Annotated in this window: 16 protein-coding genes; 11 read left to right on the top strand and 5 right to left on the bottom strand. The window is 66.5% G+C overall.

Annotation, left to right across the window (positions count from 1 at the left end; translation table 11 throughout):
• Positions 1-24: 24 nt before the first annotated feature.
• The 4 genes from HMPREF1224_RS22345 to HMPREF1224_RS22330 all read left to right on the top strand — a co-directional run bounded on the left by HMPREF1224_RS22345 (position 25) and on the right by HMPREF1224_RS22330 (position 4763).
• The gene (locus HMPREF1224_RS22345) at positions 25-816 is read left to right on the top strand and encodes a taurine ABC transporter ATP-binding protein (protein ID WP_003114313.1); all 792 of its coding nucleotides are present in this window, start codon (positions 25-27) and stop codon (positions 814-816) included.
• Positions 806-1624 carry an ABC transporter permease subunit gene (locus HMPREF1224_RS22340; RefSeq protein WP_003093070.1) on the top strand — a complete coding sequence of 273 codons (819 nt, stop codon included), beginning with the start codon at positions 806-808 and terminating at the stop codon, positions 1622-1624. Before HMPREF1224_RS22345 ends, HMPREF1224_RS22340 begins: the two co-directional genes overlap by 11 nt.
• Positions 1625-1730: 106 nt before the next feature.
• Positions 1731-2564 (top strand): taurine dioxygenase, encoded by an 834-nt coding sequence (tauD, locus tag HMPREF1224_RS22335; protein ID WP_003159356.1) that lies wholly within the window; start codon positions 1731-1733, stop codon positions 2562-2564.
• 162 nt (positions 2565-2726) lie between these two features.
• A complete protein-coding gene (locus tag HMPREF1224_RS22330) occupies positions 2727-4763 on the top strand; it encodes an OPT family oligopeptide transporter (protein WP_003114310.1) in 2037 nt (678 codons plus the stop codon).
• Between the two features lie 107 nt (positions 4764-4870).
• On the opposite strand, the gene betT is transcribed toward HMPREF1224_RS22330, so the two are convergent.
• From betT to HMPREF1224_RS22315, 3 genes are all read right to left on the bottom strand, one after another.
• Positions 4871-6832 (bottom strand): choline BCCT transporter BetT, encoded by a 1962-nt coding sequence (gene betT, locus HMPREF1224_RS22325; RefSeq protein ID WP_003119234.1) that lies wholly within the window; start codon positions 6830-6832, stop codon positions 4871-4873.
• Positions 6833-7021: 189 nt separating this feature from the next.
• Positions 7022-7996, bottom strand: a complete 975-nt coding sequence (locus HMPREF1224_RS22320) for a sigma 54-interacting transcriptional regulator (RefSeq protein WP_010793402.1) — start codon at positions 7994-7996, stop codon at positions 7022-7024.
• A 175-nt stretch (positions 7997-8171) separates the two neighbouring features.
• Entirely contained in the window at positions 8172-8951 is a 780-nt protein-coding gene (locus tag HMPREF1224_RS22315) for a MetQ/NlpA family ABC transporter substrate-binding protein (RefSeq protein WP_003093057.1), read from the bottom strand.
• Positions 8952-9388: 437 nt separating this feature from the next.
• Between HMPREF1224_RS22315 and cioA the strand changes: the two genes are divergently transcribed.
• Genes cioA through HMPREF1224_RS22300 form a run of 3 tightly spaced genes read left to right on the top strand, consistent with a single transcriptional unit; the run spans position 9389 to position 12050 of the window.
• The gene (gene cioA, locus HMPREF1224_RS22310; protein ID WP_003093054.1) at positions 9389-10855 is read left to right on the top strand and encodes a cyanide-insensitive cytochrome bd quinol oxidase subunit I; all 1467 of its coding nucleotides are present in this window, start codon (positions 9389-9391) and stop codon (positions 10853-10855) included.
• 3 nt (positions 10856-10858) lie between these two features.
• The gene (cioB, locus tag HMPREF1224_RS22305; protein ID WP_003093053.1) at positions 10859-11866 is read left to right on the top strand and encodes a cyanide-insensitive cytochrome bd quinol oxidase subunit II; all 1008 of its coding nucleotides are present in this window, start codon (positions 10859-10861) and stop codon (positions 11864-11866) included.
• A gap of 13 nt (positions 11867-11879) precedes the next feature.
• The gene (locus HMPREF1224_RS22300) at positions 11880-12050 is read left to right on the top strand and encodes a DUF2474 domain-containing protein (RefSeq protein WP_003103026.1); all 171 of its coding nucleotides are present in this window, start codon (positions 11880-11882) and stop codon (positions 12048-12050) included.
• A gap of 280 nt (positions 12051-12330) precedes the next feature.
• On the opposite strand, the gene HMPREF1224_RS22295 is transcribed toward HMPREF1224_RS22300, so the two are convergent.
• Positions 12331-13119: an AraC family transcriptional regulator gene (locus HMPREF1224_RS22295; RefSeq protein WP_004345774.1), complete on the bottom strand. Its 789-nt coding sequence runs from the start codon at positions 13117-13119 to the stop codon at positions 12331-12333.
• A 101-nt stretch (positions 13120-13220) separates the two neighbouring features.
• Between HMPREF1224_RS22295 and HMPREF1224_RS22290 the strand changes: the two genes are divergently transcribed.
• Positions 13221-14402, top strand: a complete 1182-nt coding sequence (locus HMPREF1224_RS22290; protein WP_003093049.1) for an MFS transporter — start codon at positions 13221-13223, stop codon at positions 14400-14402.
• Between the two features lie 56 nt (positions 14403-14458).
• On the opposite strand, the gene HMPREF1224_RS22285 is transcribed toward HMPREF1224_RS22290, so the two are convergent.
• Positions 14459-15634, bottom strand: coding sequence for an acetyl-CoA C-acyltransferase (locus HMPREF1224_RS22285; RefSeq protein WP_003103022.1), 1176 nt, complete (start codon positions 15632-15634; stop codon positions 14459-14461).
• A gap of 181 nt (positions 15635-15815) precedes the next feature.
• Here HMPREF1224_RS22285 and HMPREF1224_RS22280 point away from each other — a divergent pair, with 181 nt between their 5' ends.
• The 3 genes from HMPREF1224_RS22280 (at position 15816) to HMPREF1224_RS22270 (ending at position 21063) form a co-directional block, all read left to right on the top strand.
• A complete protein-coding gene (locus HMPREF1224_RS22280; protein ID WP_003103012.1) occupies positions 15816-17498 on the top strand; it encodes a fatty acid--CoA ligase in 1683 nt (560 codons plus the stop codon).
• Positions 17499-17709: 211 nt separating this feature from the next.
• The gene (locus HMPREF1224_RS22275) at positions 17710-19635 is read left to right on the top strand and encodes a DUF1302 domain-containing protein (RefSeq protein WP_003093045.1); all 1926 of its coding nucleotides are present in this window, start codon (positions 17710-17712) and stop codon (positions 19633-19635) included.
• A gap of 60 nt (positions 19636-19695) precedes the next feature.
• Positions 19696-21063 carry a DUF1329 domain-containing protein gene (locus tag HMPREF1224_RS22270; protein WP_003103009.1) on the top strand — a complete coding sequence of 456 codons (1368 nt, stop codon included), beginning with the start codon at positions 19696-19698 and terminating at the stop codon, positions 21061-21063.
• Positions 21064-21298 lie beyond the last annotated feature (235 nt).

Below are 21298 nucleotides of genomic sequence, written 5' to 3'. Positions count from 1 at the left end.
CTTACCCTACGGAGGGCAGAACACATGAGCCGTCTGACGGCCGAGGCGATCAGCCTCTCATTCGAACAGCGCGGCCAGCGCCGCGCCATCCTCCGCGATCTCAGCCTGGGCCTGGCCAAGGGCGAGTCGCTGGTGGTGCTGGGTCCTTCGGGCTGCGGCAAGTCGACACTGCTGAACATCCTTGCCGGTTTCCAGAAGCCGGACCAGGGACGCGTGCAGATCGACGGCCGGACACTCGAAGGGCCTGGCGGCGAGCGCGGCGTGGTATTCCAGGACGACGCCCTGATGCCCTGGCTCAACGCCCTCGACAACGTCGCCCTGGGCCTGCGCATCCGTGGCCTGGGCAAGGCCGAGCGCACCGCGCGGGCGCGCCAGGTCCTGCAACTGGTGGGCCTCCAGGAGTACGCCGAGCAGTCCGTCGCCCAGCTCTCCGGCGGCCAGCGGCAACGCCTCGGGCTGGCACGCGCGCTGGCGGTCGAGCCGGACTTCCTGCTGCTCGACGAGCCGTTCGGCGCGCTCGACGCGCTGACCCGCGAACGCATGCAGGTGCTCCTGCTGGACCTGTGGAAGCAGACCGGCAAGGGCCTCTTCCTGATCACCCACAGCGTCGACGAGGCCCTGTTCCTGGCTACCGACCTGGTGGTGATGGACGGCCCGCCGGCGCGCATCGTCAAGCGCCTGCCGGTGGACTTCGCGCGGCGCTACGCCGCCGGCGAAACGGTGCGCTCGATCAAGGCCGATCCCGAGTTCGGCCGTTTGCGCCAGGCGTTGCTGGACGAATTCCTCGATGTCGCGGAGGCCGAACATGCCCACTGATACCCTCGGACTCGCCGCCGCCAAGCCTGTCCCGCGCAAGCGGCGCCTGCCCGGCGACCGTCGGCGCTGGGCCGCCGGTGCCAGCGTGCTGGCCCTGGCCCTGCTGTGGTGGGCGGCGACCCGTTTCGGCTGGGTCGACGTGCTGTTCCTGCCGGCGCCCGAACAGCTCTTCGAAGCCCTGCAACGGCTATGGCAGGAGGGCTACCTCGATGCCAGCCTGCTGCAACACGTCGGCACCAGTCTGCTGCGGGTGCTCCTGGCGCTCGGCGCGGCGGTGCTGACGGCGATCCCGCTGGGCGTGCTGATGGGCCTCAACCCCTTGGCCGGAGCGGCCCTCGATCCGCTGGTGGAGTTCTACCGGCCGATCCCGCCGTTGGCCTACCTGCCGTTGATCGTCATCTGGTTCGGCATCGGCGAGCTGAGCAAGGTGCTGCTGATCTACCTGGCGCTGTTCGCGCCGCTGCTGATCGCTACCGCCGCCGGCGTGCGTCGCGTCGACCGATCGCGGGTGCAGGCGGTGCGCTGCCTGGGGGCCAGCCGCTGGCAGGTGGTGCGCTACGTGATCCTGCCGAGCGCCTTGCCGGAGGTCCTCACCGGCCTGCGCATCGCCCTCGGCGTCGGCTGGTCGACCCTGGTCGCCGCCGAGCTGATCGCGGCCAACCGCGGCCTCGGCTTCATGGTCCAGTCCGCCGCGCAATTCCTCGCCACCGACGTGGTGGTGGTCGGCATCCTGCTGATCGCCGCCATCGCCCTGGCCTTCGAACTGGGGCTGCGCTGGGTCCAGCGGCGCTTCGCCGCCTGGGGTTGAGCGCGAGAGTCCCGAGTCATTTCCGAACCGACCTTCACCCACGCGGCGAAGGCCGGAGCGAGGGCGCGCAGGGCGCGCCCGCAACCTGCCCGACGAGTAGCACGACATGAGCCTGACCATCCAACCCATCAGCCCGGCCCTGGGCGCCATCGTTTCCGGCATCGACCTCGGCGCGCCGCTGGACGACGCCGGCCAGCGGGCCATCGAGCAGGCCCTGCTCGAACACCAGGTGCTGTTCTTCCGCGACCAGTCGCTGGAACCCAGGAGCCAGGCGCGCTTCGCCGCCCGCTTCGGCGACCTGCACATCCATCCGATCTACCCCAGCGTGCCGGAGCAGCCGGAGGTCATCGTCCTCGACACCGCGGTCACCGACGTGCGCGACAATGCCATCTGGCACACCGACGTGACCTTCCTCGAGACCCCGGCGCTGGGGGCGGTGCTCGCCGCCAAGCAATTGCCGCCGTACGGCGGCGACACCCTCTGGGCGAGCAGCACGGCGGCCTACGAGGCGCTGTCGGCGCCGCTGCGGCGTCTGCTGGACGGTCTCACGGCGACCCACGACATCGGCAAGTCCTTCCCCCGCGAGCGCTTCGGCGTCACCGAGGCCGACCTGGCGCGCCTGGAGGAGGCCCGCCTGAAGAATCCGCCGCGCTCGCATCCGGTGGTGCGCACCCATCCGGTCACCGGGCGCAAGGGCCTGTTCGTCAGCGATGGCTTTACCACCCGCATCAACGAACTGGAGCCGGCCGAGAGCGATGCGCTGCTGAAGTTCCTCTTCGCCCATGCCACGCGACCTGAATTCACCGTGCGCTGGCGCTGGCAGGAAAACGACGTGGCGTTCTGGGACAACCGCGTGACGCAGCACTACGCGGTGGACGATTACCGGCCACAGCGGCGGGTCATGCATCGCGCCACCATCCTCGGCGACAAGCCCTTCTGACGACGCCGCGCGCGGGCTTCCTCCGGCGGCCCGCGCCGGCAACTGTCCGTTCCGCCAGCTTTTGCTCTCGAAAAGGTCGCCTCTGCGACATTCGCTGTCGTGTCCCGGCGTGCCGCTCTCGCCTAAGCTTGGCGGGTCCAATTGTTTCGAGAGTTTTCATCCATGCAAGAACGCATCCCGGATGAGCTGACCCTGCCAGAGCTCACCCTGCGTGGCCTGATCCTCGGTGCGCTGATCACCGTGGTCTTCACCGCCTCCAACGTCTACCTCGGTCTGAAGGTCGGCCTGACCTTCGCCTCGTCGATCCCGGCGGCGGTGATCTCGATGGCCGTCCTGCGCTACTTCTCCGGCGCCAACATCCTCGAGAACAACATGGTGCAGACCCAGGCCTCGGCGGCCGGCACTCTGTCCTCGATCATCTTCATCCTTCCCGGCCTGCTGATGATCGGCTACTGGAGTGGCTTCCCGTTCTGGCAGACCGCGGCGATCTGCTCCATCGGCGGCATTCTCGGGGTGCTCTATACCATTCCGCTGCGCCGGGTGATGGTGGTGCAAAGCGAACTGCCGTATCCGGAAGGGGTGGCGGCGGCGGAAATCCTCCGGGTCGGCAGCGACGGCGCCGAGGACGAGGAAGACGCCCGCGCGCCGCGTGCCGCCGGTAACGCGCCGGGGCTCTACGACATCCTCGGCGGCGGCCTGGTGGCGGCGCTGTTCAGCCTCTGGAGCAGCGGCTTCAAGGTTCTCGCCGAAGGCTTCAGCGTCTGGCTCAGTGCCGGGCAGGCGGCGTTCCGCCTTTCCACCGGTTTTTCCCTGGCGCTGGTCGGTGCCGGCTACCTGATGGGCATCACCGCCGGCATCGCGATCCTCATCGGCGTGGTGATCTCCTGGGGCGTCGCGGTGCCGCTGCTGACCGTCAACAGCGTGCCGGCCGACGGCCAGAGCCTGTCGGACCTGGCCACCCAACTGTGGAGTTCGCAGGTGCGCTTCCTCGGCGCCGGCACCATCGGCGTGGCCGCGCTGTGGACCCTGGCGACCCTGTTCAAGCCGATGGTGCGGGGCGTCTGGGCCTCCCTCGGGGCAGTGCGCGGCAATAGCCAGGCGAACAGCCTGCGCACCGAGCTGGACATGCCGGCCAAGTGGATCCTGCTGATCGCCGGGATACTGCTGGTCTCGCTGTTCGTGGTCTTCAGCCACTTCCTCGGTGCCGCCGCGCCGGACATGGCCAGCCCGCAGTTCTGGAGTCTGGTGGCGGTATGCGTGGTGTTCGCCTTCTTCTTCGGCTTCCTGATCGCCGCCGCCTGCGGCTACATGGCCGGCCTGGTCGGTTCGTCGAGCAGTCCGATCTCGGGGATCGGAATCATCGCGGTCATCCTGGTGTCGTTGCTGATACTCGGCTTCGGCAGCATCGAGGGCGGCCTGCTGGACCGCCAGAACGGCAAGCTGGCGATCGCCCTGGCGCTGTTTACCACCTCGGTGGTGCTGGCCATCGCGGCGATCTCCAACGACAACCTGCAGGACCTCAAGACCGGCTACCTGGTCGGCGCCACGCCCTGGCGCCAGCAGGTCGCGCTGATCGTCGGCTGCATCGTCGGCGCGCTGGTGATCCCCCCGGTGCTGGAACTGCTCTACAGCGCCTACGGCTTCACCGGGGCCCTGCCGCGCGAGGGAATGGACCCCGGCCAGGCCCTGGCCGCGCCGCAGGCGACCCTGATGACGGCGATCGCCAGCGGGATTTTCCACGACGCGCTGAACTGGAACATGATCCTCATCGGCGTCGCCCTGGGCATCGCCCTGATCCTCGTCGACCTGCTCCTGCGCCGTACCGGCAAGGCCTGCCTGCCGGTGCTGGCGGTGGGCCTGGGGATCTACCTGCCGCCGACCATCGGCATGACCCTGGTGGTCGGTGCGCTGATTTCCTGGCTGCTGGAAAATGCCCTGAAGAAGCGTGCGGCGGCGGCCGGGGTCGACGAAGAGGCTTATGCCGAAGAGCCGAAGCGACGCGGCGTGCTGCTGGCTTCGGGGCTGATCGTCGGCGAGAGCCTGATGGGCATCCTGCTCGCCGGGGTGATCGGCGCCACCGGCGAGGACGCGCCGCTGGCGCTGGCCGGCGCCGGCTTCGCGGGCATCGCCCAGTGGCTGGGACTGGTGGTATTCGTCGCGATCTGCGTGCTGTTCTACCGGCGAGTGCTGGCGCGCTGAGGGATTCGCAGCTGCACGGGGATGGGATGTTGCCGCTAGCGTCATTCCCCGCGGTCAGGGACGGAGGATGAGGGAAGGGGCGCCCTGCGCGCCCCCTTTTCCTGCGCTCAACGCACCAGGTGCAGGAACTGCAGGTGCCGCTCGTACTGGTCGAGCATGTCGTTGATGATCTGCTCCTTGGTGTAGCCCATCAGATCGTAGTCCTGGCTACCTTCGGCGAGATGCACCTCGGCACGGAAGTAGCGGCGATTCTTCAGGTGCAGGCCGCCCATGCCGGCACGCGCGAAGGACGGCGTGAAGTAGCCGCGCATCAGCACCTGGTAGAGGAACCGATGCTGCTCGCCATGACCGATCTCCAGGCTCAGCGAGGCGTTGCCCGGGTCGAGCTGGGCGTCCACCGCCAGGCCCTTCTCGCGGAACACCTCGGAAACCTCGCTGATCGCCGGGCGCACCACGTCGTTCATGAAGCGGTACACCTCGTCCCGCGAGGGGAAGTGCACGGCCTGCGACAGGCGTCGCTTCCAGCCGCCGGAGCGCTTGCCGTTGCCGCTCATCAGCGGCGCCAGGGAGTGGCTCCGCGCCCGCTGGCGCTGCGACTCCATGTAGAAGGCCTTGTGCAGGCCCCACATCATCAATAGCAGGATCAGCGAGAAGGGCAGGGAGGTCAGCACCACCGCCGACTTCAGCGCGTCGATGCTGCCGGCGAACAGCAGCCCGCCGGTGACCAGCGCGGTGACCGAGCCCCAGAACACCCGCAGCCACTTCGGTCCGTCGTCGTCGGCGCTGCCGCCGTGGGCGGAGAGGGTGGAGAGGACCACGGTGCCGGAGTCCGCCGAGGTGACGAAGAAGACGAAGCTGACCAGCACCGTGACGGTGATCACCGCGCGGCTCCAGGGGTAGTTCTGGAGCATCTGGTAGAGGGCCATCGACGGCTGCTCGATGGCCACCCGGCCGAGTTCGCTGGCGCCGCCGAGGGCCTGCTCCAGGGCGCTGTTGCCGAAGATCGACATCCACGCCAGGGTGAAGCCGAGCGGGATGAACAGCACGCCGAAGACGAATTCGCGGATCGTCCGGCCGCGCGAGATGCGCGCGATGAACAGGCCGACGAAGGGCGCCCAGGCGATCCACCAGGCCCAGTAGAACACCGTCCACGAGCCCAGCCAGTCGCTGGGGCCGCCGTAGGCGTAGAGGTCGAAGCTCTTGCCCGGCAGGTGGCCGAGGTAGTCGCCGACGTTCTGCACCAGGGTGTTGAGCAGGTGCTGGGTCGGACCGGCGAACAGCACGAACAGCAGCAGGCTGCAGGCCAGCAGCATGTTGATGTCGGAGAGGATGCGGATGCCCTTGTCGACCCCGGAGACCGCCACCGAGATCGCCGCGCCCATCATCAGCACGATGAGCGCCATCTGCACCGGGTGGGTATGCGGGATGGCGTACAGGTAGTCCAGCCCGGAGTTGAGCTGGAGCACGCCGAAGCCCATGTCGGCGCCGAGGCCGAACACCGTGGCGATGATGCCGAAGCAGTCCACCGTGTAGCCGATCGGCCCGTTGATGCGCTTGCCGATCAACGGGTAGAGCGCCGAGCGCAGGGCCAGTGGCAGGTTGTGGCGGTAGGCGAAGTAGGCCAGGGCCATCGCCACCAGGGCGAACACGCCCCAGCCGTGCAGGCCCCAGTGCAGGAACAGCAGTTCCATGGCCTGCCGCGCGGCTTCCTGGGTACCGGCCTCGCCTTGCGGCGGCTGGAGGAAGTGGGTCAACGGCTCGGATACGCAGAAGAAGAACAGGGTGATGCTGATGCCGGCGGCGAACAGCATGCCGGCCCAGGACAGGTAGCTGAATTCCGGCTCGTCGTGGTCGGCACCGAGCTTGATCTTGCCGTAGCCGGAAAGCGCGGTGACCACCACGAAGATCAGGTACAGCGTCATCGCCAGCAGGTAGTACCAGCCGACGGTCTGCGAGGCCCAGGTCTGTGCGGCCAGCAACCATTCGCCGGCGCGCTGGGGGAAGCCGATGACCACCGCGGCGAACAGCAGGATCAGGATCGCCGCACCGTAGAACACCGGGGGATTCATGCGGATGGGCGTGGGGGCGGAGGGGGTGGCGGAGGGCGATTGTGCGTCAGTCAAAACAGGCTGGTCTCCTCGTCCTTAATTTGATCAAGCGTTCAATATAAACACGATCGAGGGCCCGGGAGCCAATCCTTCGGACGTATGGGAGCCTTCGGCGCCGCGCTTTTCCCGCACGTTCGCCGAAGGATTCCTTCAGTTCGCCGCCAGTCCCAGGCGCCGCCTTCCCGCCTCCTCGTCGCCGCCTGCCTGCTCGGTGGCCAGTTGCAGGAGCAGGGCCTGTACCTGCTCCAGCGACGGCGCTCCGGCTTGGCCGAGCAGGCGCCGCAGACCGGCCAGCGATGGGTCTGGCGTTGCCCCGCCAAAATTCAGATGCTGCGGTAGGATTTCTTCCTTGTCGCTGACCAGCAGGGCGAAGTGGACGACGTTTTCCAGTTCGCGGATGTTGCCTGGCCAGGGATAGCTCTCGAGGATCCGCTGGGTCTCCACGCCGATGGCCGGCACCGGCAGGTCCAGGCGCTGGGCATAGACACCGACGAAGTATTCCGCCAGCGGCAGGATGTCCCCCGGACGTTCGCGCAATGGCGGCAGGCTCAGGCGGCCGTCGTGCAGGTACTGCTGCAGGCCGGCCAGGAACTTGCCGGCGCGCACCGCCTGGTCCAGGTCGACGCTGGTGGCGGTGACCAGGCGCACGTCATGGGGAATCGGCTGCTGCGCGCCGACCCGCAGCACCTCGCGTTCCTCCAGCGCCTGTAGCAGCCTGGCCTGCAACGTCAGCGGCAGGTCGCCGATCTCGTCCAGGTACAGGGTGCCGCCATTGGCCGAACCGAACCAGCCGGCGCGGCTGCCGACCGGGCCGTTGTGGGCGCCGGGGGCGTAGCCGAACAGCTCGGCTTCGGCGTGGTTGCGACTGAGGGCGCTGCAACTGACCGCGACGAACAGACCGGCGCGTTCGCTGTGGCGGTGGATCTGCCGGGCGAGCAGCTCCTTGCCGGTGCCGGTCTCGCCTTCGATCAGCACCGGCTGGCCCTGCGGCGCGAGGCGCTCGAGTTCTTCGCGGACCCGGTGCGAGCGTGGGTCGAAGAACACCAGGGCCTTGGCGCGGATGCTCAGCGGACTGCGGTCGGCGTCGGGGAAGGTCAACGGCGCGGGGCGTGGTTTCTCGCTCATGGGTAACTCCTTGACGGCACGGGGCGCCTCCAGCGCCTGCGCCGCGACGACGGACCGGGACGGCTGCGGGCGGGGGCCGTTGCGGAAAAAGAAACGCCGGTGCAAGCCATGCGACACCGGCGTGAACAAGGGGCGCTGCAACGGCGCCCAGCGTGGGAGTCGGGACGGGCTGGGGTCAGAAGGCCGGGACCACCGCGCCGGCATATTTCTTCTCGATGAAGGCTTTCACTTCCGGGCTGGTCAGCGCGGCGGAAAGCTTCTTCAGGGCGTCGCTGTCCTTGTTGTCCGGACGCGCCACCAGGTAGTTCACATAGGGCGAGTCGCGGTCTTCCAGGACCAGCGCGTCCTTGGCCGGGTTGAGCTTGGCCTCCAGCGCGTAGTTGGTGTTGATAAGGTCCAGGTCGACCTGGTCCAGCACGCGCGGCAACAGGGCCGATTCGAGTTCCTTGAACTTCAGGTTCTTCGGGTTCTCGGCGATGTCCTTGGGCGTGGCCAGGGCGTTGTTCGGGTCCTTCAGCTTGAGCAGGCCGGCCTTCTGCAACAGCAGCAGGGCGCGCCCGCTGTTGCTGCCTTCGTTGGGGATGGCGACGGTGGCGCCGTCGGGCAGCTCGGCCAGCGACTTGTATTTCCTCGAATAGCCACCGAAGGGTTCGACGTGTACGCCGACCACGGTGACCAGGTTGGTGCCCTTGCCTTTGTTGAAGTTCTCCAGGTACGGCAGGGTCTGGAAGTAGTTGGCGTCCAGACGCTTCTCGGCGACCTGCACGTTGGGCTGCACGTAGTCGGTGAACACCTTGATCTGGAGGTCGACGCCTTCCTTCGCCAGGGTCGGCTTGATGAGTTCGAGGATTTCCGCATGGGGGATCGGCGTGGCGGCGACGATGAGCTTTTCCGCGGCGCTGGCGGAAACGCTGATGACGGAGGCCAGGGCAGTCAGCAGGAGCAGTTTTTTCATTCTTCGATCCTTGTAGGGCGATGTCCGCCGCTGCGCGCAGGGCGGTGAAGGAGGGGCGCCAACACGCGAGGGGCGGCTTGAAGGGGAGAGTAGCGACTCTTTTTATTCCATAAAAATATTATTTGTTTATTTTTATATTCTATTAATGAATATGCGAGAGCTGAGGCAATTTGTCTCGCGACAACCGACCACAGCAGGACGGTCTAGGCTAACGGGTAAGATTTTCGTACCGAATTGCTCTGCATCAAGGCGGGTGGTCCGGGAATCTGCTTGCGACCCTTCCCGCATTCCTGCCATCCAGGGCTGCGGTCGCTTTCCAATGACAAGAACGATAGCTGAAGGATGTGTTCCAAAACCTTGCGTAGCGTTGCGCGTGAGGAAGCACGGCCGAATCCGCACGTAAGCCGGAAGGGCCGAGAACCTGAAGAGGAGTTGCCATGTTCGGATTGGAGGCTATCGACCTTGCCCGCATCCAGTTCGCGTTCACCGTGTCCTTCCACATCATCTTCCCGGCGATCACCATCGGGTTGGCCAGCTACCTGGCCGTACTGGAAGGCCTCTGGCTGAAAACGAACGAAGAGGTCTACCGCGACCTCTATCATTTCTGGTCGAAGATTTTCGCGGTCAACTTCGGCATGGGCGTGGTGTCCGGGCTGGTCATGGCGTACCAGTTCGGCACCAACTGGAGCCATTTCTCCGACTTCGCCGGGTCCATCACCGGTCCGCTGCTGACCTACGAGGTGCTCACCGCGTTCTTCCTCGAGGCCGGTTTCCTCGGCGTCATGCTGTTCGGCTGGAACCGCGTGGGACCGGGCCTGCATTTCTTCGCCACGGTGATGGTGGCGATCGGCACGCTGATCTCGACGTTCTGGATCCTCGCTTCCAACAGCTGGATGCAGACCCCGCAGGGCTTCGAGATCGTCGACGGTCGGGTGATCCCGGTGGACTGGGTGGCGGTGATCTTCAACCCGTCGTTCCCCTACCGCCTGCTGCACATGTCGGTCGCCGCGTTCCTCGCCACCGCCTTCTTCGTCGGCGCCTCGGCCGCCTGGCACCTGCTGCGCGGGCGCGACAACCCGGCGATCCGCAAGATGCTCTCGATGGCCATGTGGATGGCGCTGATCGTCGCCCCGGTACAGGCGCTGATCGGCGACGCCCATGGCCTCAATACCCTGGAGCACCAGCCGGCGAAGATCGCCGCGATGGAAGGCCACTGGGACAACAGCAGCGGCGAGCCGACCCCGCTGATCCTGTTCGGCTGGCCGGACATGCAGCGCGAGGAAACCCGCTTCAAGGTGGAGATCCCGGTGCTCGGCAGCCTGATCCTCAAGCACAGCCTGACCGAGCCGATCCCGGCGCTGAAGGACTTCCCGCCGGAAGACCGGCCGAACTCCACCGTGGTGTTCTGGTCGTTCCGGATCATGGCCGGCCTCGGCATGCTGATGATCCTGGTCGGCGTCTGGAGCCTGTGGCTGCGCTGGCGCGGCCAGGACAAGCTGTTCAACTCGAAGGCCTTCCTGCGCCTGACCCTGCTGATGGGACCGTCCGGCCTGATCGCGATCCTCGCCGGCTGGTTCACCACCGAGATGGGCCGCCAGCCCTGGGTGGTCTACGGACTGATGCGCACCGCCGACGCCTCCTCGGCGCAGAGCGTGACGCAGATGAGCCTGACCCTGCTGACCTTCGTGGTGGTGTACTTCTCGCTGTTCGGCGTCGGTATCGGCTACATGATGCGCCTGGTGCGCAAGGGCCCGGTCACCCATGAGGGACGCGAGACCAACCCGGGAGGCGCCGGGCAGAAGCGCACGCCGGCACGGCCGTTGTCGGCCGCCGGCGAAGGTTTCGACGAAGAGCACGACGGCCACGCGCAAGCGGCCGACCGCGACCAGGACAAGAGGAACTGAGACATGGGTATCGATCTTCCCCTCATCTGGGCGGTCATCATCATCTTCGGCATCATGATGTACGTGGTGATGGACGGCTTCGACCTGGGCATCGGCATGCTCTATCCGTTCTTCAAGGACAGCGGCGACCGCGATGTGATGATGAACACCGTGGCGCCGGTCTGGGACGGCAACGAGACCTGGCTGGTGCTGGGCGGCGCGGCGTTGTTCGGGGCCTTCCCGCTGGCCTACGCGGTGGTCCTGTCGGCGCTCTACCTGCCGTTGATCTTCATGCTCGTCGGGCTGATCTTCCGCGGCGTCGCCTTCGAGTTCCGCTTCAAGGCCAAGCCGGCCAAGCAGCACATCTGGGACAAGGCGTTCATCGGCGGTTCGCTGGTGGCGACCTTCTTCCAGGGCGTGGCGCTGGGCGCCTTCATCGAAGGCATCCCGGTGGAGAACCGCAGCTTCGCCGGCGGTTCGCTGGACTGGATCGCGCCGTTCCCGCTGTTCTGCGGCCTGGCCCTGATCGTCGCCTACACCCTGCTCGGCTGCACCTGGCTGATCATGAAGACCGAAGGCCGCCTGCAGGAGCGCATGCACGACCTGGCGCGCCCGCTGGCGTTGGTGCTGCTGGCGATCATCGGGGTGGTCAGCCTGTGGACGCCGCTGGCCCATGCCGAGATCGCCGCACGCTGGTTCAGCCTGCCGAACCTGTTCTGGTTCCTGCCGGTGCCGATCCTGGTCCTGGTGACCTTCTATGCGCTGCTGCGCTCGGTGGCCAACAACGACCACGTGAAGCCGTTCGTGCTCACCCTGGTGTTGATCTTCCTCGGCTACAGCGGCCTGGGGATCAGCCTGTGGCCGAACATCATCCCGCCGGCGGTGAGCATCTGGGAGGCCTCGGCGCCGCCGCAGAGCCAGGGCTTCATGCTGGTCGGCGCGCTGTTCATCATTCCCTTCATCCTCGGCTACACCGCCTGGAGCTACTACGTGTTCCGCGGCAAGGTGAAGCACGGCGATGGCTATCACTGAGGAGGCGCCGCATATGGTCCGTACGCCGAGTCATCCCGAACGAGATAGCGCGGCCAAGCCAGCGCTCTGGCGACGCCTGGCCTGGCTGGCGGGTATCTGGACCGCCAGCGTGCTGGCCCTGGGCGTCGCCGCCTGGCTGATGCGCCTGTTCATGAGCGCGGCGGGGCTGGGCGTCCCGCACTGATCGACGATCCCATCCGGGCGCTCCGGCGCCCTTTTCCGAGAGCCCTCCGCTGGAGGGCTTCTTTTTGTCCGCCGATCCGCCAGTGCTCGGTGTTGCGCCGTAGGGCGTCAATCCTCGCGTTCCCGCCTTGCACCATCCAGGCCGGTTCGGCGGATAGCCGCGCTGCGGTTATCCGCCCTACGGGAGCGGCGGATGCGCCCTACTGAAGCCTTGGTAGGGCGAATAACGCCGCAGGCGTTATCCGCCGACTCGCCATTGCTTGGCGTTGCGCCGTGGGGCATCAGTCCTCGCGGCCCCTGACCCGTGCCAGTTGCTCCAGTCGCCCCAGGTAGTCGCGCGGGGTTTCGCCGAGCAGGCGGCGGAACATGCTGCTGAAGGCCCGCGTACTGCCGTAGCCGAGGTCGCGGGCGACCACCTGCACGCTGTCGCCGGCCAGCAGGCGCGGCAGGGCTTCGGTCAGGCGCAATTGCTGGCGCCACTCATGGAAGCTCATCTGCAGTTCCTGGGCGAACAGCCGCGCCAGGGTGCGCGAGCTGGCGCCGACCCGCAGGCCCCAGTCATCGAGGGTCAGCCCCAGTTCCGGCTGTTTCAGCAATGCCTGGCAGATCGCCTGCAAGCGGCGGTCGCGGGGCATCGGCAGGTACAGCGGCATCCGTTCGAGGTTGGCGATCTCGCTGAGGATCAGCCCTTGCAGGCGCTGGCGGAAGTCGTCCAGGCGCGGCTGGCTCTCGAGGTGGATGGCGCGCAGGATCATTTCCCGCAGCAGCGGCGTCACCGCCAGTACGCAACAGTCGCTTAGCGGTGTCGGCGTTTCGGGTTGCTCGATGAACAGGGTGCGCATGTGCACCTCGCCGGACATGAATATCTCGTGCTCCACCCGGGGCGGAATCCATACCGCGCGGGTCGGCGGGATCACCCAGGCGCCGTGGTGGGTGGCCAGGCGCATCAGGCCGCGAGCGGCGTAGAGGAACTGCGCCTGCGGGTGGAAATGCCGCCCCAGGTGATGGCCGTCGGGGAAGTCGAGGGAGATGGCGGCCAGCAGGCCGTCCGGGCGGTGCTCGATCAGCATGTCCGTTTCGATGACCTCGCTGTCCTGTCTGCGCTTTTCGGTCAACCTATCATGCCCGGGTCATGACGCCCATTCCTCACCGACCATTCAGGCCGCACGCCATGAACCGACCTCGAACCGTTATCCGCTTCATCAACGCCGCGCATGTCATCGACCACATGTTCATGCTGATCTTCCCCGCCGCCGTGCTCGGCATGGCCGGCAGCTTCGACCTCGACTACGCCGGTCTGATCGGCCTGTCGCTGGGCGGTTTCATCGCCTTCGGCGCCTGTTCGCTGCCGGCCGGCTGGCTGGGCGATACCTGGAGCCGGCGGCGGATGATGCTGTTGTTCTTCTTCGGTATCGGCGCCGCCGCACTGCTCACCGGGCTGGCCGGCAGCGTACCGATGCTGGTGACCGGGCTGACCCTGATCGGGGTATTCGCCGCGATCTACCACCCGGTCGGCACCGCGATGCTGGTGGCACACGCGGAGAACCGCGGCCGCGAGATCGGCATCAACGGCATGTGGGGTAACCTCGGGGTCGCCTTCGCCGCGCTGCTTACCGGCTTTCTCACCGCGCACTTCGGTTGGCGTGCGGCGTTCATCCTGCCCGGCGGGGTGGCCATCCTGCTCGGCATCGGCTTTTTCTTCTGCGTGCGCGAGGAGCCATCGCCGCACCTGTCGGCCAAGGCCGCGGCGCGTGGCGAGGACAGCGAGGGCCTGTCGATGCGCCGGGTGTTCGGCGTGCTGGCGCTGGTCACCGCCACCGGCGGGGTGGTGTTCAACGCCAGCACCGTGACCTACCCGAAGCTGTTCCAGGAGCGCCTGAGCGACTTGCTGGCGTCGCCGCAGACCCTCGGCGTGGTGGTCAGCCTGGCCTATGCCTTCGGCGCGGTGGCGCAACTGATCATGGGGCGCCTGATCGATCGCCTGAACCTGAAGTTGCCGTTCGTCTTCCTCACCTTCTGCCAGGTGCCGCTGCTGCTGGCCCTGGCCTACGGCCACGGCAGCGCAGTGGTGCTGTTCGGCGCGCTGTTCATGTTCGCGGTGTTCGGCCAGGTGACGGTGAACGATGCGATGGTCGCCCACTTCGTCGCGCCGCAGTGGCAGGCGCGGGTCTTCGCCCTGCGCTATTTCCTGTCGTTCGGCGCCAGCGCGGCGGCGATCCCGATGATTGCCTACCTGGAACCACGGCAGGGGCTGCTGGGGTTGTACCTGGTACTGGCGGGCTTCGCCGCGCTGACCTTCGCCGCGGCGCTGGTGTTTCCGCGTCCGGCGCGCAGCGCCGCGGTGGGCACCTGAGGAAGAGGGCGCCCGGACAGCGCGAGCCGGCCGGGCGCCGATGGCTCAACGCCGTATCAGAGCAGTTCGAGCGCCACGGCGGTGGCTTCGCCGCCGCCGATGCACAGCGAGGCGACGCCGCGCTTGCCGCCTTTCTGGCGCAGGGCGTTGATCAGGGTGAGGATGATCCGCGAGCCGGTGGAACCGACCGGATGGCCCTGGGCGCAGGCGCCGCCATAGACATTGACCTTGGCATGATCGAGGCCGTGTTCGCGCATGGCGAGCATGGTGACCATGGCGAAGGCTTCGTTGATCTCGAACAGGTCGACGTCGTCCTTGCTCCAGCCGGTCCTGGCGAACAGGTTGGTCATCGCGCCGATCGGCGCCAGGGTGAACTCGCTCGGGTCCTGGCTCTGGGTGGCATGGCCGACGATTCGCGCCAGCGGCTTCAGGCCACGGCGCTGGGCTTCCTCGGCGGTCATCAGGACCAGCGCGGAGGCGCCGTCGGAGATCGAGCTGGCATTGGCGGCGGTGATGGTACCGTCCTTGCGGAACGCCGGCCTGAGGCTCGGGATCTTCTCCAGGTTGGCGGTCAGCGGTTGCTCGTCGTCCTTCACCACGCTCTCGCCCTTGCGGCTGGTGACGGTGACCGGGACGATTTCCGCCGCCAGCGAGCCATCGGCGATGGCGGCCTGGGCGCGCTTGAGCGATTCGATGGCATAGGCGTCCATCTCCTCGCGGGTCACGCCGTACTTGTCGGCGGTCTCCTGGGCGAACGAACCCATCAAACGGCCGGTACGGGCGTCCTCCAGGCCGTCGAGGAACATGTGGTCCTTGATCTCGCCGTGGCCCATGCGCAGGCCGCTGCGGGCTTTCTCCAGGACATAGGGCGCGTTGGACATGCTTTCCATGCCACCGGCGACCATCACCTGGTTGGTGCCAGCCTTGAGCAGGTCGTGGGCCAGCATCACCGCCTTCATCCCCGAGCCGCACAGCTTGTTGATGGTGGTGCAGCCGGTGGCGGCGGGCAGGCCGGCCGCCAGCGCGGCCTGGCGGGCCGGGCCCTGCTTCAGGCCGGCGGGCAGGACGCAACCCATGATCACTTCCTGTACGTCCTCGGCGGCGATGCCGGCGCGCTGCACCGCTTCGCGGATCGCGACGGCACCCAGGTCGACCGCGGAAACGCCGGCCAGGCTGCCCTGGAAGCCGCCCATGGGAGTACGGGCGCCGGCGACGATGACGATATCGGACATGGAACGTTACCTCTTGTTCTGGATAGGGTCTGAACGATTCAGTGGGCGGATTCTATCTTGTGACCGGGAGGCTCCGAAAGGTCACGGGGCAAATCACTCTTTTGACTGATGAACAAAGCCCGCCGACGGCTCTAGAGTCGGCCTCATCCTGACAACGAACCCGCTCCCAGGTGTACGCCCCATGCTGAAGACCCGTCTCATCCCGGCCGCCGCCGGCGCTTATCAGTATCCGTTGCTGATCAAGAGCCTGATGCTTTCCGGCCGTCGTTACGAAAAGAGTCATGAAATCGTCTACCGCGACCAGGTGCGCTACAGCTACGCCACCTTCAACGAGCGCGTCGCGCGCCTGGCCAACGTACTCAGCGAGGCTGGGGTGAAGGCCGGCGACACGGTGGCGGTGATGGACTGGGACAGCCATCGCTACCTGGAATGCATGTTCGCCATCCCGATGATCGGGGCGGTGCTGCATACCATCAACATCCGCCTCTCCCCGGAACAGATCCTCTACACCATGAACCACGCCGAGGATCGCTTCGTGCTGGTGAACAGCGAGTTCGTCCCGCTCTACCAGGCGGTGGCGGGGCAGTTGGCCACGGTGGAGCGGACCATCCTGCTCACCGACGGCGCGGAGAAGAGCGCGGAACTGCCCGGCCTGGTCGGCGAATACGAGTCGCTGCTGGCCGCGGCCAGCCCGCGCTACGACTTCCCCGATTTCGACGAGAACTCCATCGCCACCACCTTCTACACCACCGGCACCACCGGCAATCCGAAAGGTGTGTATTTCAGCCACCGGCAACTGGTCCTGCACACCCTGGCGATGGCTTCGACCATCGGCAGCCTGGACAGCATCCGCCTGCTCGGTACCAGCGACGTGTACATGCCGATCACCCCGATGTTCCATGTCCACGCCTGGGGCACTCCGTACGTGGCGACCATGCTCGGGGTCAAGCAGGTCTATCCCGGGCGTTACGATCCGGAACTGCTGGTCGAACTGTGGAAGCGCGAGAAGGTCACCTTCTCCCACTGCGTGCCGACCATCCTGCAGATGGTGATGAACGCCAGGGCTGCCCAGGGCGTGGACTTCAAGGGCTGGAAGGTGATCATCGGCGGGAGCGCGCTGAACCGCTCGCTCTACGAGGCGGCCAAGGCGCGCGGCATCCAACTGACCGCCGCCTACGGCATGTCGGAGACCTGTCCGCTGATTTCCTGCGCCTACCTCAACGACGAACTGCTGGCCGGAAGCGAGGACGAGCGCACCACCTACCGGATCAAGGCCGGCGTGCCGGTGCCGCTGGTGGATGCGGCGATCATGGACGAACAGGGCCGCTTCCTCCCGGCCGACGGTGAGTCCCAGGGCGAGCTGGTGTTGCGCTCGCCATGGCTGACCCAGGGGTATTTCCGCGAACCCGAGCGCGGCGAGGAGTTGTGGCGCGGCGGCTGGATGCACACCGGCGACGTGGCGACCCTGGACGGCATGGGCTTCATCGAGATCCGCGACCGCATCAAGGACGTGATCAAGACCGGCGGCGAGTGGCTGTCCTCCCTGGAGCTGGAAGACCTGATCAGCCGCCATCCGGCGGTACGCGAAGTGGCGGTGGTCGGGGTGCCCGATCCGCAATGGGGCGAGCGCCCGTTCGCCCTGCTGGTGGTGCGCGAGGGCCAGCAACTGGACGCCCGTGGCCTGAAGGAGCACCTCAAGCCTTTCGTCGAGCAGGGCAACATCAACAAGTGGGCGATCCCCTCGCAGATCGCGGTTGTTACCGATATTCCCAAGACCAGCGTCGGCAAGCTGGACAAGAAGCGCATCCGTATCGAGATCGCCCAGTGGCAGGAAGCCGGCAGCGCCTTCCTGTCGACCGTCTGACGGGGCTTTCCTACACCGCCGAAACGCCCGGAGGCCAAGCAAACGCTTGGTCTCCGCGTTTTCGCGACCGCCCGGTCATTCTCCATCCGCCGCAAAGGCGCGAGCCAGAGTGGTTGCGCCGCGCAAATCACACTTTCGAGGGATCAAGCGGCAGGCAGCGCTAGCTATAGTCCACGCACTCATAACAAAAAACACACATGGAGTAGCGTCGATGACAACCCGTAATCCGTTCTCGCGTCGGGCCCGGTTGCCGTTGGCCGTCAGCCTGGCTTCCTCGCTGGCGGCTCCGGCCTTTGGGGTGACCTTCAACATCGGGGAAATCGAAGGTTCCTTCGATTCGGCGTTGTCGGTCGGGGCCAGTTGGTCGACCGCCAAGCCGAACAAGAACCTGATCGGTGTGAACAACGGCGGCAAGGGACTTTCCCAGACCTCCGACGACAGCCACTTGAACTTCAAGCGTGGGGAAACGTTCTCGAAGGTCTTCAAGGGCATCCATGACCTCGAACTGAAGTACGGCGATACCGGTGTGTTCCTGCGCGGCAAGTACTGGTACGACTTCGAGCTGAAGGACGAGCACCGCGAGTTCAAGGACATCGACGACAGCGGCCGCAAGACCCTGGCCAAGTCCTCCGGAGCCGAACTGCTCGACGCCTTCATCTACCACAACTATGCCATCGGCGACCTGCCGGGCAGCGTGCGCCTGGGCAAGCAGGTGGTGAACTGGGGCGAGAGCACCTTCATCCAGAACGGCATCAGCGCCATCAACCCGATCGACGTCACCGCCTTCCGCCGGCCCGGCTCGGAGATCAAGGAAGGCCTGATCCCGGTGAACATGTTCTACCTGTCGCAGAACCTCACCGACAACCTGTCCGCCGAAGGCTTCTACCAGATCGAGTGGGACCAGACGGTGGTCGACAACTGTGGCACCTTCTTCTCCCAGCCGGACGTGGTGGCCGATGGCTGCGACCAGAACCTGGCGGTGCTGACCAACAACAAGGCGTCCATCAACCTGCTCAACAACGTGCTCGCCGGGGCTGGCCTGAGCGTTACCCCGTCGCCCTGGGACGAGGGCATCCTGGTCCGCCGCGGGCCGGACCGCGACGCTCGCGACAGCGGCCAGTACGGCTTCGCCCTGCGCTACTTCGCCGACGAACTGAACACCGAGTTCGGCGCCTACTACATGAACTACCACAGCCGCCTGCCGATCTTCAGCGGCCAGGGCGCCTCGGCCAGCACCATGGCGGCGATCAACGACCTCGCCACCCGCCTCGCCGCGATCAACCCGGCACTGGCCGCCCAGGCTGCGGCGGCGGCCACCGCCGGCAACTCCAGCTACTTCATCGAGTACCCGGAAGATATCCGCATGTTCGGCCTGAGCTTCTCCACCACGTTGCCCAACGGCACCGCGTGGAGCGGCGAAGTCAGCTACCGGCCCAACGCGCCGGTGCAGTTGAACACCACCGACATCCTCTTCGCCGGCCTCGACCCGGTGAGCATCGGCGGCAACCGCCCCTACGACAACGCCTCGGTGCTGAACGGCCAGGCCGGGCAGGACCTGCACGGCTATCGGCGCAAGGAGATCACCCAACTGCAGACCACCCTGACGCACTTCTTCGACCAGGTGATGGGCGCCGAGCGGCTGACCCTGGTGGGCGAGATCGGCTGGACCCACGTCGGCGGCCTGGAAAGCACCTCCAAGGCACGCTACGGGCGTGACCCGGTCTTCGGACCGGGGCCGCTGCCGGGGACCATCTCCGGCCTGGCCAGCTGCCAGGCGCTGAACGTCAGCACGCTGGGCACCGCCGAAGCGAACAACGTCAGCCGCTACTGCGAGAACGATGGCTATACCACCTCGGACGCATGGGGTTATCGCGCCCGTGCGATCTGGGACTACAACGACGTGTTCATGGGCGTGAACCTCAAGCCCAGTGTGGCCTGGTCGCACGACGTCGATGGCTATTCGCCCGGCCCCGGCGCCAACTTCGAGGAAGGCCGCAAGGCGGTCAGCCTGGGGGTGGACGCGGAGTACCAGAACACCTACACCGCGAGCCTCTCCTACACCAACTTCTTCGACGGCAAGTACACCACCGTGGACGATCGCGACTTCGTCGCGCTCAGCTTCGGCATGAACTTCTGATGTACGCCGGCCCGGTGCGAACCGGGCCAGCGAGCAGGACTTAACGAGGACGACGAGCGAATGAAAACAACGAAGATTCTTCTGCATACCGGTGTACTGGCCCTGAGCCTGCTGGCCACCCAGGTGATGGCGGCGGTATCCGCCGACGAGGCGGCCAAGCTCGGCACCAGCCTGACTCCGTTGGGGGCGGAGAAGGCCGGCAACGCCGACGGCAGCATCCCCGCCTGGGACGGCGGCCTGGCGACCAACGCCGGCAGCGTCGACAGCCGTGGCTTCCTCGCCAACCCCTATGCCAGCGAGCAACCGCTGTTCACCATCACCGCGCAGAACGTCGACCAGTACAAGGACAAGCTGACTCCCGGCCAACTGGCCATGTTCAAGCGCTACCCGGATACCTACAAGATCCCGGTATACAAGACCCACCGCAGCGCCACCGTCCCGGCGGCGGTGCAGGAGGCGGCCAAGCGCAACGCCACCACCACCAAGCTGGTGGAAGGCGGCAACGGCCTGGAGAACTTCGATACCGCCAACCCGTTCCCGATCCCGCAGAACGGCCTGGAGGTGATCTGGAACCACATCACCCGCTACCGCGGCGGCAGCGTCCGGCGCCTGGTGACCCAGGCCACTCCGCAGGTCAACGGCTCCTACCAGCTGGTCTACTTCCAGGATGCCTTCACCTTCCGTACCAACCTGAAGGACTACAACCCGAACAAGCCGAGCAACGTGCTGTTCTACTTCAAGCAGCGGGTCACCGCGCCCTCGCGCCTGGCCGGTAACGTGCTGCTGGTCCACGAGACCCTCAACCAGGTCAAGGAGCCGCGCCTGGCGTGGCTCTACAACGCCGGCCAGCGCCGCGTGCGGCGGGCTCCGCAGGTGTCCTACGACGGTCCCGGCACCGCCGCCGACGGCCTGCGCACCTCGGACAACTTCGACATGTACAACGGTGCGCCGGACCGCTACGACTGGAAGCTGGAAGGCAAGAAGGAAATCTACATTCCCTACAACAGCTACAAGCTCGACGATCCGAAGATCAAGTACAGCGAAATCGTCAAGGCCGGCCACATCAACCAGGACCTGACCCGCTACGAGCTGCACCGCGTCTGGCATGTGGTCGCGACCCTGAAGCCGGGCGAGCGGCACATCTACGCCAAGCGTGACTTCTACATCGACGAGGACACCTGGCAGGCCGCCGAGATCGACCATTACGACGGTCGCGGCACCCTGTGGCGCGTGGCCGAGGCGCATGCCGAGCAGTACTACGACAAGCAGGTGCCCTGGTACGCGGTGGAAACCCTCTACGACCTGCTCTCCGGCCGCTACCTGGCGCTTGGCATGAAGAACGAGGAGAAACAGGCCTACGACTTCAACTACAGCGCTTCGGAAAGCGACTACACCCCGGCGGCGCTGCGCCAGGAAGGGGTACGCTGAGAAACGGCGTTCCTAGCCACGAAGAAACCGGCCTTGTGCCGGTTTCTTCGTTTTCGCGGGCGGCGTGCCGCTCCGGCCGTCAATTCATTACAAAGTGTTTTCCCGCCTCGCCCGCGGATTCCGTCGTCGCCATCCTCCCGGCGGGCACCTGTGTGGCCGGGAAACGTTTGCCGCGCCTGGACCGCGCCGGGAAACCGGTCTTTCCTTGGTTATCGAGCTGAAGCGCCGGTGCGCT

It is taken from the genome of Pseudomonas sp. P179, from assembly GCF_000478485.2.
Taxonomy (GTDB): domain Bacteria; phylum Pseudomonadota; class Gammaproteobacteria; order Pseudomonadales; family Pseudomonadaceae; genus Pseudomonas; species Pseudomonas aeruginosa.
Note: the sequence above shows the minus strand (reverse complement) of the source record. Positions and strands in the feature narration are given on the sequence as shown.

Excerpts from the sequence above, each read along its gene's own strand:
- betT (WP_003119234.1), bottom strand. The coding sequence starts at position 6,832 with ATGAATCCCCCGGTGTTCTACGGTGCGGCGATCCTGATCCTGCTGTTC.
- HMPREF1224_RS22285 (WP_003103022.1), bottom strand. The coding sequence starts at position 15,634 with ATGTCCGATATCGTCATCGTCGCCGGCGCCCGTACTCCCATGGGCGGC.
- HMPREF1224_RS22315 (WP_003093057.1), bottom strand. The coding sequence starts at position 8,951 with ATGAAAAAACTGCTCCTGCTGACTGCCCTGGCCTCCGTCATCAGCGTT.
- HMPREF1224_RS22300 (WP_003103026.1), top strand. The coding sequence starts at position 11,880 with ATGGTCCGTACGCCGAGTCATCCCGAACGAGATAGCGCGGCCAAGCCA.
- cioB (WP_003093053.1), top strand. The coding sequence starts at position 10,859 with ATGGGTATCGATCTTCCCCTCATCTGGGCGGTCATCATCATCTTCGGC.
- HMPREF1224_RS22280 (WP_003103012.1), top strand. The coding sequence starts at position 15,816 with ATGCTGAAGACCCGTCTCATCCCGGCCGCCGCCGGCGCTTATCAGTAT.
- HMPREF1224_RS22320 (WP_010793402.1), bottom strand. The coding sequence starts at position 7,996 with ATGAGCGAGAAACCACGCCCCGCGCCGTTGACCTTCCCCGACGCCGAC.
- HMPREF1224_RS22345 (WP_003114313.1), top strand. The coding sequence starts at position 25 with ATGAGCCGTCTGACGGCCGAGGCGATCAGCCTCTCATTCGAACAGCGC.
- HMPREF1224_RS22330 (WP_003114310.1), top strand. The coding sequence starts at position 2,727 with ATGCAAGAACGCATCCCGGATGAGCTGACCCTGCCAGAGCTCACCCTG.
- cioA (WP_003093054.1), top strand. The coding sequence starts at position 9,389 with ATGTTCGGATTGGAGGCTATCGACCTTGCCCGCATCCAGTTCGCGTTC.
- HMPREF1224_RS22275 (WP_003093045.1), top strand. The coding sequence starts at position 17,710 with ATGACAACCCGTAATCCGTTCTCGCGTCGGGCCCGGTTGCCGTTGGCC.
- HMPREF1224_RS22340 (WP_003093070.1), top strand. The coding sequence starts at position 806 with ATGCCCACTGATACCCTCGGACTCGCCGCCGCCAAGCCTGTCCCGCGC.
- tauD (WP_003159356.1), top strand. The coding sequence starts at position 1,731 with ATGAGCCTGACCATCCAACCCATCAGCCCGGCCCTGGGCGCCATCGTT.
- HMPREF1224_RS22270 (WP_003103009.1), top strand. The coding sequence starts at position 19,696 with ATGAAAACAACGAAGATTCTTCTGCATACCGGTGTACTGGCCCTGAGC.
- HMPREF1224_RS22290 (WP_003093049.1), top strand. The coding sequence starts at position 13,221 with ATGAACCGACCTCGAACCGTTATCCGCTTCATCAACGCCGCGCATGTC.
- HMPREF1224_RS22295 (WP_004345774.1), bottom strand. The coding sequence starts at position 13,119 with ATGCTGATCGAGCACCGCCCGGACGGCCTGCTGGCCGCCATCTCCCTC.